This is a genomic window from Azospirillum sp. VT-I1, assembly GCF_055698305.1.
Genome location: NZ_CP168803.1, coordinates 41,939 through 54,926, shown reverse-complemented (window position 1 = coordinate 54,926; position 12,988 = coordinate 41,939). Strand labels below are relative to the sequence as shown.

The 12,988-nt window shown below is 67.6% G+C and carries 10 protein-coding genes and 1 pseudogene; 2 read left to right on the top strand and 9 right to left on the bottom strand.

Annotated features, from left to right (window positions below):
* Window positions 1-73 precede the first annotated feature (73 nt).
* The 4 genes and pseudogenes from AB8P05_RS19085 to AB8P05_RS19070 form a co-directional block, all read right to left on the bottom strand.
* Window positions 74-319 (bottom strand): hypothetical protein, encoded by a 246-nt coding sequence (locus AB8P05_RS19085; protein ID WP_455174111.1) that lies wholly within the window; start codon window positions 317-319, stop codon window positions 74-76.
* Between the two features lie 73 nt (window positions 320-392).
* Window positions 393-3,088 (bottom strand): annotated as a pseudogene (adhE, locus tag AB8P05_RS19080) (bifunctional acetaldehyde-CoA/alcohol dehydrogenase).
* Window positions 3,089-3,483: 395 nt separating this feature from the next.
* Window positions 3,484-4,155, bottom strand: a complete 672-nt coding sequence (locus tag AB8P05_RS19075) for a HisA/HisF-related TIM barrel protein (protein WP_472760445.1) — start codon at window positions 4,153-4,155, stop codon at window positions 3,484-3,486.
* 150 nt (window positions 4,156-4,305) lie between these two features.
* Entirely contained in the window at window positions 4,306-4,542 is a 237-nt protein-coding gene (locus tag AB8P05_RS19070; RefSeq protein ID WP_472760444.1) for a hypothetical protein, read from the bottom strand.
* 175 nt (window positions 4,543-4,717) lie between these two features.
* Between AB8P05_RS19070 and bla the strand changes: the two genes are divergently transcribed.
* Window positions 4,718-5,614, top strand: a complete 897-nt coding sequence (gene bla, locus AB8P05_RS19065) for a class A beta-lactamase (protein WP_472760443.1) — start codon at window positions 4,718-4,720, stop codon at window positions 5,612-5,614.
* Between the two features lie 6 nt (window positions 5,615-5,620).
* Here bla and AB8P05_RS19060 read toward each other — a convergent pair whose 3' ends face one another.
* The 4 genes from AB8P05_RS19060 to AB8P05_RS19045 form a co-directional block, all read right to left on the bottom strand.
* Entirely contained in the window at window positions 5,621-5,854 is a 234-nt protein-coding gene (locus tag AB8P05_RS19060) for a hypothetical protein (RefSeq protein WP_472760442.1), read from the bottom strand.
* Window positions 5,855-5,908: 54 nt separating this feature from the next.
* The gene (locus AB8P05_RS19055; protein WP_472760441.1) at window positions 5,909-6,400 is read right to left on the bottom strand and encodes a hypothetical protein; all 492 of its coding nucleotides are present in this window, start codon (window positions 6,398-6,400) and stop codon (window positions 5,909-5,911) included.
* 21 nt (window positions 6,401-6,421) lie between these two features.
* Window positions 6,422-8,467, bottom strand: a complete 2,046-nt coding sequence (locus AB8P05_RS19050; protein WP_472760440.1) for a protein kinase family protein — start codon at window positions 8,465-8,467, stop codon at window positions 6,422-6,424.
* Window positions 8,468-8,881: 414 nt separating this feature from the next.
* Window positions 8,882-10,621 carry a PHA/PHB synthase family protein gene (locus AB8P05_RS19045; protein WP_472760696.1) on the bottom strand — a complete coding sequence of 580 codons (1,740 nt, stop codon included), beginning with the start codon at window positions 10,619-10,621 and terminating at the stop codon, window positions 8,882-8,884.
* 383 nt (window positions 10,622-11,004) lie between these two features.
* On the opposite strand from AB8P05_RS19045, the gene AB8P05_RS19040 reads away from it, so the two are divergent.
* On the top strand, window positions 11,005-11,421 hold the full coding sequence (locus AB8P05_RS19040) for a hypothetical protein (RefSeq protein WP_472760695.1): 417 nt from the start codon (window positions 11,005-11,007) through the stop codon (window positions 11,419-11,421).
* 97 nt (window positions 11,422-11,518) lie between these two features.
* On the opposite strand, the gene AB8P05_RS19035 is transcribed toward AB8P05_RS19040, so the two are convergent.
* On the bottom strand, window positions 11,519-12,934 hold the full coding sequence (locus AB8P05_RS19035; RefSeq protein WP_472760439.1) for an HlyD family type I secretion periplasmic adaptor subunit: 1,416 nt from the start codon (window positions 12,932-12,934) through the stop codon (window positions 11,519-11,521).
* Window positions 12,935-12,988 lie beyond the last annotated feature (54 nt).

Here is a 12,988-nt window from a genome sequence, read left to right as displayed (position 1 = left end):
ATCCCGTGGCGTGGTTGGCCCCTTATGCCACAGGATGTGCGCCGCAACAGAGTCCTGATCGCTGCAGGAACGGTCAGTAGTCGCCCAGCGACCGTTCCACCTCGGACACCAGCCGGTCGGCCAGCCGGATCGAGCGGTGCAGGTCGTCCGCACTCATGCCCAGGCCGGGATCCTCCACCACCGGGAAGCTCTCCGCCCGGTCGACGCCCATGGCCCGGGCGCAGACCAGCACCTCGTAGCTGCGGTTATCCTCGTTGAACAGGCATTCGGTCTGGAAGCCGCGGGCATCGGTTTCGGCCCACATGATGGCTTTGCTCATGGTCTTCGTCCTTGGATGGGATGGGGTGGAGCAGGGCGGGGGAGCTGCGTCGGCGGGCTCCCCCATCCCGGTGTCATTTGGCGAGCGCCGTTTCCTTGCGGACGCCGCTGTCCTTGCGCGCGGCAGCCTTCGCCGGAGCCTGGACGGGGGCGGCATCCTGGGCGGACGGCTCGGCATAGGCGCGCCCATAGTAGCTGTCGATGAGCAGCTGCCTGATCTCTGCGACCAGCGGATAGCGCGGGTTGGCGCCGGTGCACTGATCGTCGAAGGCCGCTTCGGCAATCGCATCGACCCGCGCCAGGAACGCCGCCTCCGGCACCCCCGCCGCCTGGATCGAGGCCGGGATCTCCAAGGCCTGCTTCAGCTCCTCCACCCAGCCGATCAGCTTCTCCACCCGCTCATGGTCGCGGCTGCCGCCCAACTCCAGATGCCGGGCGATCTGCGCGTAGCGCGCAACACCCTTGGGACGGTCATACTGGCTGAACGCCGTCTGCTTGGTCGGGATGTCCGCCGCGTTGTAGCGGATCACGTTGGCGATCAGCAGCGCGTTGGCGATGCCGTGTGGAATGTGGAACTCCGCCCCCAGCTTGTGCGCCATCGAATGGCACACCCCAAGGAACGCGTTGGCGAAGGCGATGCCGGCCAGCGTCGCCGCGTTGTGAACCAGCTCCCGCGCCTTCGGGTCCTTCGACCCGTTGCGGTAGGCCGAGGGCAGGTTCTCCTTCAGAAGCTTCAGCGCCTGCAAGGCCTGCCCGTCGGTGTACTCGTTCGCCACCACCGAGACGTAAGCCTCCAGCGCGTGCGTCACCGCGTCGATGCCGCCCGCCGCCGTCAGACCCTTGGGCATGTCCATCACCAGATTGGCGTCGATGATCGCCAGCGTCGGCGTCAGTTCGTAATCGGCAATCGGGTACTTGGTCCCGGTGCGCTCGTCGGTCACCACCGCAAACGGCGTGACCTCCGATCCGGTGCCCGAGGTGGTTGGCACCGCCACCAGCTGCGCCTTCACGCCCAGCTTGGGGAAGGTGTAGATGCGCTTGCGGATGTCCATGAAGCGCAGCGCCAGATCCTCGAACGCCACGTCGGGCGCCTCGTACATCACCCAGATGATCTTGGCCGCGTCCATCGGCGAACCGCCGCCCAGCGCCAGGATCACGTCGGGCTGGAAGGCGTTGGCCAAGGCCACGCCCTTGCGCACCACTGCCAGCGTCGGGTCGGCGCTGACCTCGAAGAAGGTTTCGACCTCCAGCCCCAGCGACTTCAGAACGCGGACGCTGTCGGCGACATGGCCGTTCTCGAACAGGAAGCGGTCGGTGACGATCAGGCAGCGCTTCTTGCCGCGCAGCTCCTCAAGCGCGAAGGGCAGGCAGCCGCGGCGGAAATAGATGGACTTGGGCAGCTTGTGCCACAGCATGTTCTCCGCCCTCTTCGCCACCGTCTTCTTGTTGATGAGATGCTGCGGCCCGACATTCTCGGAGATCGAGTTGCCGCCCCACGATCCGCAGCCCAGCGTCAGCGACGGGGCGAGGCGGAAGTTGTAGAGGTCGCCGATGCCGCCGTGCGAGGACGGCGTGTTGATCAGGATGCGGGCGGTCTTCATCTTGTCGCCGAAATGGCGGATGCGCTCGGCCTGCTGGTCCTGGTCGGTGTAGAGGGCGGAGGTGTGGCCGATGCCGCCGAGCGCCACCAGGGCGGCCGCCTTGTCGCAGGCCTCCATGAAGTCCTTGGCGCGGTAGAGCGCCAGGGTGGGCGACAGCTTCTCGTGGGCGAAGGGCTCGCTGTCGTCGACGTCCGAAACTTCGGCGATCAGCACCTTGGTGGCGTGGGGGACGGTCAGGCCGGCCATGGCGGCGATGGCATGGGCGGGCTGGCCGACGATGTCGGCGTTCAGGTGGCCGTCGACCAGCAGGACCTTGCGCACGGCGTCGGCCTCGCGGGCCGAGAGGATGTAGCCGCCATGGTGGGAGAAGCGGTCGCGCACGGCGTCATAGACGGCATCGACCACCACCGCCGACTGCTCCGACGCGCAGACCACGCCGTTGTCGAAGGTCTTGGACATCAGGATGGAGGCCACCGCGCGCTTGATGTCGGCGAACTCGTCGATGACGGCAGGCGTGTTGCCGGCGCCGACGCCGATGGCGGGCTTGCCCGACGAATAGGCGGCCTTGACCATGCCCGGCCCGCCGGTGGCGAGGATCAGGTTGATGTCGGGATGGTGCATGACGGCGTTGGACAGCTCCAGCGAGGGCTCGTCGATCCAGCCGATGATGTCGTCGGGGGCGCCGGCCTCGACCGCGGCGGCGAGCACGAGGCGGGCGGCCTCGCAGGTCGATTTGCGGGCGCGGGGGTGGGGGAGAGGACCAGGCCGTTGCGGGTCTTCAGCGCGATCAGTGCCTTGAAGATGGCGGTGGAGGTGGGGTTGGTGGTGGGGACGATGCCGCAGATCAGGCCGACTGGCTCGGCGATGGTGAGGATGCCGGCGTCGTTGTCTTCGGAGAGGACGCCGCAGGTCTTGTCGTCCTTGTACTTGTTGTAGATGTACTCGGCGGCGAAGTGGTTCTTGATGACCTTGTCCTCCATCACGCCCATGCCGGTCTCCGCCACCGCCATCTTGGCGAGCGGGATGCGGGCGTCGGCGGCGGCCAGCGCCGCGCTGCGGAAGATCAGGTCCACCGTCTCCTGCGGGTAGTCGGCAAAGCGCGCTTGGGCCGCCTTGACCCGAGAGATCAGGGCGTTCAGGTCGGAGAGGGATTTGACAGTCGTAACCATGATCGGGCGTCTCCCGTCGGGTGTCGCCATGCGGCCGGCAATCAGGCCCGGAACCCGCCTTGTCGCGGTTCCATGCGGTATGTAGGAAACCTACATCGGCACTGATCGCTTCGCAAGAGTGGTCATACCACTTGCCGAAAGGATTGATATGGATCAATTGGCCTAGTGATGGTGCTGCTTCGTGGAAGAATGGACGCGGTATTCAAGGGAAATCGAAGATGTAGTCAACCTACATCACAACAAATCAAACATCAAGCATGAGTGGTCTCAATCGAATCAAGCTCTGCTGTAAGATGATTCCGGTCATTCCGGGAAATGACTAACGGTCATGGCGATGCTCTTTGCCGATTCCGACGCCTCGGCCGCGAATCGATCTTGCGGAACGGCAATGCCGGTCAGGGGTCTCGGACATCTGCGAAGCGGGCCAGCGTGCCGGCGTCGATCCGCCGGTCGTGGAGTGCGCTGGCCACCAGCACGGCATCGGTTCCCTGGGAGGCCAGCGCGTCCAGATCGGCCGCATCGCGCACGCCGCCGGCGCCCCACACACGGATTCCCGGCCGCCGGGCCGTCAGCGCGGCGATGCGTTCCAGGTCCGGACCATCGCCCGACCCGACACGGTCCAGCGTCATGGCGATCACCCGCGAGGGCCAGCGTGCGGCCTCCTCGTGCAACGCCGCCGGACCCAGCGGCAATCCCCGCCGGACGTCCAGCGACAGCGCCACCCCGTCGCTGCCGGCCAGCGACAGCGCCGCCTTCAGCGCTTCGGTGCCGGTCTGGCTTTCGCTGCCGATCACCAGATGGCGGATCCCGGCGTCGAGCCAGCGGCGGCAGTCCTCCGCCGTCGCCAGCCCGGCATCGACCCAGAAGGCGACCTTCGGCCAGCGCGCCTGCAGCGCCGCAACGGTGGCGCGATGGCCGCCCTTTCCCCGGATCGCGTCCAGATCGGCGACATAGCAGGCGCGGAAGGGGTGGAGAGCCATCAGGGCGGCCATGATGTCCTGCGGAGCCGATCCCGCCGTCAGCGCGCTCTCGATGGGGCGGTAGCGGTCGCGCTCCCCGTCTGGCATGAACCACCTGTTCGTCCAGCAGGTCGATGACGGGAACGATGTCCATGATCTGCAGCCTTCGTCGGGGTCCCGCTTGCGACTATCTCACGGGCGGCCTGCGGTGTCCCGGCCGGTCGCCGTAGCCCTGCAATGGTTCTGCAACGGGGACCGTCAGCCGCTCCGCCGGAGCGCCAGCCCCGTCGCGGCGATGCGGAGCCCACCGTCCGCCGTCTCCTCCACCGCCTCGCCGCCGTCCAGGCGGTAGCTCTTCCCTTCCGGAACCCAGCCGGCGGGGCCGCGGAAGGTCACCATCTGGACGAAGCTGGTGATCTCCACCACCGAATGGACGGTTCCGTCCTCCGCCTGTGCCTCGAACCGGGCGGTCTCCATCTCCTGACGCAACGGCATCCGCCCGCTCCCTCCTGTCCATCGCCGGCGGTGCATAGGGTGCCACGGCGGCGGCGGACCGGAAAGCTCTTCCGCCATTAGTTTTCTTTGTGGCTTCCGCGAGGAAACCTCGTTTGTTCGTGCGCCGCCGGGTTTCTATCGTCCGGCCATCGCAACGGCAAGGATGGAGGTCGCAATGATCGGACGACGGGGTTTCCTGCTGGCGACGGGCGGGGCGCTGCTGCTCCCCGCGGTCGTGGCACGGGGCGCGCAGGCGGCGAAGGGCAAGGATTCCATGACCGACGGGCTGGTGGAGCGGCTGTCGGCGCTGGAGGGACGGACCGGCGGGCGGCTGGGCGTGGCGATGCTCGACACCGGCAGCGGACGGCTGCAGGGCTGGCGCCTGGACGAGCGGTTCCCGATGTGCAGCACCTTCAAATTTCTATTGGCTGCCGCCGTGCTGAAGGCGGTGGACCAGGGCAGGGAGCGGCTGGACCGCCGGATCCCGGTGACGGCGGCCGATCTGGTGCCCTATGCGCCCTTCGCGGAGAAGCGGCTGAACGGCACGCCGCCGACGGTGGCGGAGCTGTGCGAGGCGACGATGACGCTCAGCGACAATGTGGCGGCCAACCTGCTGCTGCCGGGCGTCGGCAACCCGGCCGGCCTCACCGCCTTCCTGCGCGGCATCGGCGACAAGACCACCCGGCTGGACCGCAACGAGCCGTCGCTGAACACCGCCATTCCCGGCGATCCGCGCGACACCACCACGCCCGCCGCGATGGTGCGCAGCATGGAGCGGCTGCTGGTGGGCGACGCGCTGCGCCCGGACTCCCGCCGGCAGCTGGCGGATTGGATGATCGCCAACAAGACCGGCGACAAGCGGCTGCGGGCCGGGCTGCCGGCCGGCTGGCGGGTCGGCGACAAGACAGGGACGGGCACCAACGGCACCGCCAACGACATCGCCATCCTGTGGCCGGAGAACCGCCCGCCGCTGCTGGTCGCCTGCTACCTGACCCAGACGGCGAAGGACTTCAAGCAGCACGATTCGATCCATGCCGAGGTGGCGCGGGCGGTGGCCGGCGTCGCCGGCTGACGCAGTTCAGAGGGGTGTGTCGGCGGGAGCCGCATGCGGCGGGCGGGCCCATCTGACGATGGCCCGTACGGCGTTCAGGGCGTTCACATTGTCCTGAATGGGGAAATGCCGCCGCAGCTCGACGACCGCCGCCCATTCGCCGCTTTCATGAAACGCCTTCTGAATGGCGGCGGCTTCATCCTGGCTGACGCTGAACATTCCGACCCCTCGGCCGACCTGGCGGACCGTGCCGCCGATCATGCCCCGCGGCCGGCTCCGGTTGCAAGGGCTCCGGTTGCAGGCGGTCGGGTTCCCTCACGCGCCTTCCGCTTCGGCGCCCGGTTCCAGGCCGCCGGACTCGTCGAAGTAATCGCCGGCGACGTCCGGCCCCCATTCCTGGACCAGCGCCACCTTCTTCTGCTTCAGCACCTCAACCCGCTTTTCGGCGCGGGTGACCTCCATGCCGGCGACCAGCGGCGGGATGCCGTAATAGAGGCCCCAGCCGACGGCGGCGGCGCTGTACATCACCAGCCATGCCAGCGGGTCGGCGAAGATCTTGGCGGCGGCGCCGATGGTGTGCTGGTGCTTCCACAGGTCGATGGCGAAGGGCATGCAGCCGCAGAAATTCAGTCCGCCGACGGTGATCGGCGCCGATTTATCCGGATCGCGGTCGACGACATAGGCGACGATGGTGGGGATCATGCCGATGCCGAACAGGATGGTGGTCGGCAGCACGATCAGTGCCGCCGGGATGATCAGCAGGATCAGCGTGAGGGCGCCGCCCTTCTTCTTTTTCTTGCGCGCCATGGCGATCCCCCCGTTATCCGGTCAGAAGGCGAAGAACAGGATGATGCCGGCGACCAGCACGGTCGACAGCAGGCTGGACGCGATGGCGGCGACCTGCCGGCCCGACGTCTCGATGATGGCGTTGCGGTCGGAGATGGTGTGGCGGATCTTGTCCATCTCCGCATCCGCCTCGCGATAGGCGATCTGCGCCGCCTCGAACTCCAGACGGTCGCGGCGCAGCGCCTCGGGATCGTCGACCACCTTCAGCAGCTCGGTCAGCCGGCCGTTGTGCGCGGCGGCGTCGGCCATCTTGCGCACCTCCTGCTGCTGGGGCCGGTTGTGGAAGCGGCGGAAGGCGGGGTCGAGCAGCGCCACCACCCAGGAGGCCAGATGCGTCAGCCCGTCCACCCCGGTGCGGGCCTGGATGTCGGACAGGATGGTCAGCATGGCGATGACCCGCCGCATCGGCTCCACCCCACTGCCGAGCTGGGTGAACAGCAACTCGTCCCCGCGCTTGTTGCGGGCGCCGAGGAAGGCGGCGATCTGGCGGTCGATGGGGTCCTTGTGCCGCTCGCCGCCCGCGGCGATCCAATCCAGGGCGCGCAGCAGTTCGGCCGGCGTCGTCGGCAGCTGCCTGGCGACCAGGGCGCTCATGCAGGGCATGGTCGGGTTCATCTCGTACAGCACGCGCTCCACCCCCAGCCCGTGGCTGGAGCGGTCGAGGAAGCCGCGCAGCTGGTCGAAGGTCTGCACCAGCGGCACGAATTCCGGCTTGAAATCGGTCTGGACATTGACCCAGAACATCGGCAGCTGGTTGGCGATCACCTCCGCGACCGCCTGGGGGGATTCGCCGCGCATGAAGGCGTCGGCCAGCATGGTGGCGATGCCGTCCGGCATCATCGCCCGCCCGCGGTAGCGGATGGGGGCGGTGGGGTCGAGTGCTATGCAGACGCGCGCCACCAGCCGGTCGCCCTGGGTGCCGCCCTTGCCGCTGGAGGCGGTCTGGATGGCGTTGCTCACCGCCTCCGCCCGCACCTCGTCGCCCATCGACCGGCGCAGCCATTTGTCCAGCTCGCCGCTTTCGATGACGCTGGCGGCGGCGGGGGCATGGCGGGCGAAGGCGCGGGCCAGCGTGCGGCAGTGCCAGTATTCGGCCCCCTGGAACTCCAGCGGCCGGGCGGCGCGGCGGGAGATCTGCGGCTGCTTCGGGCTGAGCCGGCGGCCGGCCACCCACAGATCGAGGTCGTTCAAGGTCCAGCGCTGCTTGGGATCGTCCACCAGCAGGCCGCGCACCACCTCGTTGATCGCCAGCGGCAGCCGATGCTGCTGGACCAGGGCCGGGTAGGAGCCCCGCTCCATCTTCGCCTGCAGCACGGCGTCGTCGTCCAGCCCGGCCAGCGGGTTGCGGCCCAGCGCCAGGATCAACAGGGTGACGCCCAGCGAATAGAGGTCGTCGGCGATGGTGCCGGTGCCGCGGCCGGCCGGGTTGGCCATGCCGCGCTCAATCGTTTCCAGCAGGACCGGCTGGCCGTAGCCGGGCTGCGTCGACACGCAGTCGCCCAGCATCAGCCCGCCGCCCGCGAGGTCGCGGTAGAACAGGTTGGTCGGGCGGATCGCGCCATGGACGACGCCGCGGCTCGACAGCTCCTTCAGCGCCGACACCAGCGGGTGGACGATCTGCCGCGTCAGCTGGTCTTCCGGCATCGGGTCCAGCGTGTCGGTCAGCGACCCCATCAGCCGCTTGCCGCCGGGCCGTTCGAACACCAGGCAATAGCGCCGGCCGCGGTCCTGCGGCCAATCCACCAGCCCCCAGTCGAGCAGCCGCATGTGGGTGGCGTTGTCGAGGCTGCCGACGGTGGAGCAGATGTCCATCCGCGGCAGCATCGCGGCGTGGCAGATGATCGCGAAGGGCTCGATCCGCTTCTCGCGCAGCGCCTTGGCGGTGAAGGCGTTGCCGCCGACGGCGTTCAGCAGCGGGATCGGCGCGCCGGGCTGGATCTCGTAGCGTTCGGCGAGCTTGACCGGTTCGGCGTTGCCCATCGCTGCCGCGGCGGTTCCCATCGTTCCAGTCTGGGCGTCGGAAGGCATGGACGGCGGATCCCCGGGGCGTGCGAATGTGCGCAGGCCTTAGGTGGCGTCAAAAGGGCAAACAAACCCTTAACATGCGCGTGCGTAACACTATCGGATTGGACGGGAAAGGAAAACCCCCGCTGCAGTGTCGGAGCTTTGCCGGGTGCGGGGGCGGCGGGCAGGATCAACACGGATGTCACGGATTTAGACACGGATTTCACGGATGTGGCGTCGCAACGCGGCTGCTTCAGCAAGAAGCCGGAGCGCTGCCGAGATCCAAAAAAATCCGTGTAATCCGTGTCTAAATCCGTGGCATCCGTGTAAATCTTGCCAGCACAGCCGGACGATCCAAAAGAGAAAGGGCCGCCTTTCGGCGACCCTTTCCGCAATATTCCTCATCCACTGGGGAAGAGGGGCTCCGCGACGATCCGATTACCCGTTCTTGACCTTGACGTAGGAGCCCGGGGCGTCTTCCAGGGCGGGGAGGGCGCCGTCGCCGGGCTGCCGGGCGGGAACCTTGCCGTCGGCGAACTGGCCGACCCACTTGTTCCATTCCGGCCACCAGGAGCCGGCGGTCTGGGTCGCCTTCTCCAGCCATTCGTCGGAGGTCTTGGCCAGCTTGTCGCTGGTCCAGTAGCAGTACTTGTTGGCCGCCGGCGGGTTGACGACGCCCGCGATGTGGCCGGAGGCGCCGAGCACGAACTTGACCGGGCCGCTGAACAGCTGGGCGCCGCTGTAGGTGCTCTTCCACGGGGCGATGTGGTCCTCGCGGGCCGACAGGAACAGCGACGGGACCTTGATCTTGCCCAGGTCGATCGGAACGCCCTTCAGCGTCACGGCCCCCGGCTGCGCCAGCTGGTTCTTCTGGTACATGTTGCGCAGGTAGAAGCTGTGCATCGCCGCCGGCATGCGGGTGCTGTCGCCGTTCCAGTACAGCAGGTCGAACGGGAAGGGATCCTTGCCCAGCAGGTAGTTGTTGACCACGAACGACCAGATCAGGTCGTTGGCGCGCAGCATGTTGAAGGTGGTCGCCATCTTGGAGCCGTCGAGATAGCCCTGCTCGGCCATCTGCCCTTCGATGAAGGTCAGCTGCTCCTCGTCGATGAAGACCGAAAGCTCGCCGGCTTCGGTGAAGTCCAGCATGGTGGTGAAGAAGGTGGCCGACTTGATGCGGTCGTCCTTCTTGGCCGCCATGTAGGCCAGCGTGGAGGCCAGCAGCGTGCCGCCCAGGCAATAGCCGATGGCGTTGACGTCGCGCTCGCCGGTCGCCTTCTGGATGGCGTCCAGCGCCGCCAGCGGGCCTTCGACCATGTAGTCCTCGAAGCCCTTGGCCGCCAGCGTCTCGTCCGGGTTGACCCAGGACAGGACGAAGACGGTGTGGCCCTGGTCGACCGCCCACTTGATGAAGCTGTTCTTCTCGCGCAGGTCCAGGATGTAGAACTTGTTGATCCAGGGCGGCACGATCATCAGCGGACGCTTGTTCACGTCCGGCGTGGTCGGCGTGTACTGGATCAGCTGCATCAGGCTGGTCTGGAAGACGACCTTGCCCGGCGTGACCGCGATGTTCTTGCCCAGCTGGAAGGCGTCGTAGTCGGTCATGGAAATGCGCAGCTCGCCCTTGCCGCGCTCCAGGTCCTTCAGCAGATGCTCCAGGCCCTTGACCAGATTCTCGCCGCCGCTCTCGATGGTGGCGCGCAGGACCTCCGGATTCGTCATGACGAAGTTGGAGGGCGCCATCGCGTCGACGAACTGGCGGGTGTAGAAATCGACCTTCTTGGCCGTGTGGTCGTCCAGCCCCTCGACCTGGTTGACCGTCGACTGCATCCACCGGGCGCTCAGCAGGTAGGACTGCTTGATGAAGTCGAACAGCGTGTTCTCGTCCCAGGCGGCGTCCTTGAAGCGGCGGTCGTCCTTGGCCGGGGCGATGACCGGCTGCGTCTCCTGCCCGAAGAAGCGCTGGGTGGTGCGCTGCCACAGGGTCAGGTAGTCCTGCCACAGCGACATCTGCGCCTGCATGAGCTTGGCCGGATCGGCCATCATGCGGGTGGTCATCTCGAGGAAGGCATGGCCGACGCCCATCGGGTCCGGGCTCTTCGGGCTTGCGCCGTCGGACGCCTGCCGCGCGAGGAACTCCGAAACCAGCCGCTGGCTCTGTTCGGCGATGCGGGTCATCGCCCGCGACATCTCAACCGGATCGGGCAGCTTGACGTCGGGCACCTGGGGGAAGCCGGGGTGGAAGCCTGAGGGGGGCCTTGGTCTCGGCCATGAGCACGGTCCTTCTTCTTTGGGCGGGTGTCGCGTCGTCGTCGGTCGTCGTCGTCGTCAGCATGGCTCAGTTAGGGCTTTGGGCCTTGCGGACGGGCGGCTATACAGGCTTGCGGTCGATGTTGTCGGGGGGCGTTCTGCACCATGTCGCTGTGGGTTGCGTGTGGCGGTCCGGCTTTCTGGTGCGGTGCGGGAGAAATCCGGGACCTCTCATACACCGCTGGTGTGAACATTTCATTTCACGGATCGTCGCACAAGTGCGGCGTCGCGGCCAGACACGGGGAAGGATGATGGTGACGGGCGGTCAGGAGGGCGGTCGGGGCATCGCGGCGGTCGGACGGGTGTTCGGCACCCTGATCGTTGCAACGCCATTGGTTTTTGGGTTCTCGGCCTGCAGCGAACGGACGCTGGACACCGGCCTTCTGGGCGCCGTCACCGGCCAGCCCTCGCCGGTCAGCGACAATACGTCGCCCATCCGCGGCATGACCGGGGAGCGCACCGAATACCCGAACCTGGGCACGGTGCCCCCGCGCCCGACCGATCTGACCACCGAGGCGGAGCGCCAGCAGGCGATGGACCGCTTGGCGCAGGATCGTGCGGCATCTCGCCGCACCAAGGAGCAGACAGAGGCGATCCCGATGCCGGAGCCGCTGCCCACCCCGATGGCGGTCCCGCCGCGGCCGGACCTGCGGCCTGGGCGGAGTTGAGGTTTTCCGGGCAAAGGAAAAGCCCCCGGCGGGATGGCCGGGGGCTTTTTCGTGTGTGTGGGGAGGGGGCAAAGCACCTTCCTCCCCAAGAACCCCGTCACTCCTGGATGAACGCCTTCACATAGGACTGGCTCAGCGGCTGGATCAGGTAGTCCAGCGGGGTGCGCGGGGAGAGCACGATGCGGGCTTCCACCGGCATGCCGGCCTTGATCTTCAGGTGGCGGACTTCGTGGCTGTCGGCGTCCTTCAGGCGGATGCGGGCCAGATAATAGTCCTGGCGGGTGGCGTTGTCGGTCAGGCGGTCGGCCGAGACGTAAGACACGGTGCCGTCGATGGTGCCGACGACGCGGCTGTCATAGGCGGTCAGCTGTACCTTCACCGGCAGGTCGACGGCCATCGACTTGATGTCCTTCGGCTGGATGCGGACCTCGGCCAGCAGGGCCTTGTCGTCGGGGACGATGTCCAGCACCGGCTCGTTGGCGGTGATGGAGCCGCCGACGGCCGGGTGGCCGTACATCACGACGTTGCCTGCGTCCGGCGCCTTGATGGTGCGGTTGTCCAGGCGGTTCTTGGCGTCGCGGATCTGCTCGGCCAGCTTCTGGGCGTCGCCGCGGGCCTTCTCCAGCTCGACCAGCACCTTCTCGCGGAAGTCGCTGCGGCGGCGGACCAGGTCGCCCTGGGCGTCGACCGCCTGCTGGCGCGACTGGGACATGCGGGCTTCCAGTGCATGGTCCTGGGCGTGCAGCTGGGCATTCTCCTTCTGCGCCGCCACCAGCTTGGTGCGGGTGGAGTTGCCGCGGTCCAGCAGGCCCTGGGTGATCTGGATGTCCTCGTCCGACAGCTTGATCTCGCGGGCCAGGAAGGCGCGCTGCTGTTCCAGGCTGCGCACCTCGTCGCCCAGCGTGGCGATGCGCTCCTGGGTCAGCTTGGCCTCGGTCTCCAGCTGGTTGCGGCGGACCTGGAACAGCTTCTCCTGGTTCCGCATGGCGTTGTCGACCGCCGGTTCCTTGGCGCGGCGGGCGGCCAGCTCGGCCGGCCATTCGATCGCCGGCTTCTCGAACATCTCGGCGGACAGGCGCGCCTCGGTCGCCAGCGTGTCGAACAGCGCGGCGTTCAGCATCTCGAGCCGGGTCTGCGCCTCGGTGCTGTCCAGCCGCATCAGGACCTGACCCGCCTCGACCCGGTCGCCTTCCTTGACCATGATGGCGCTGATAACGCCACCTTCCGTGTTCTTCACCACCTTGCGGCCGGTTTCAGGAGCCAGCGAGCCCATGGCGCTGATCGCGCTGTGCAGCGGGGCCACCGCCGCCCAGCCGGTCATGCCGCCGAAGCCGACCGCCAGGACCAGGAAGCCGCCCAGCAGCAGGCCGCGCACGCCCGTTTCCGGCATCGCCGCCCGCAGCGCATGGATCGAGGTGATGGTCGCGGCCTTGCGCGAAGGCTTGCCGGCGGGGGTCTCGGGGCCGGTGTCGGAGGACAGCGGGGCGGGGAAACTGGTGGTCATCGTGGTCATGGGACTTCCTTGGCTCTATCGGGTCGGGCGTCGCGGGCCGATTGCTCGGGTCTT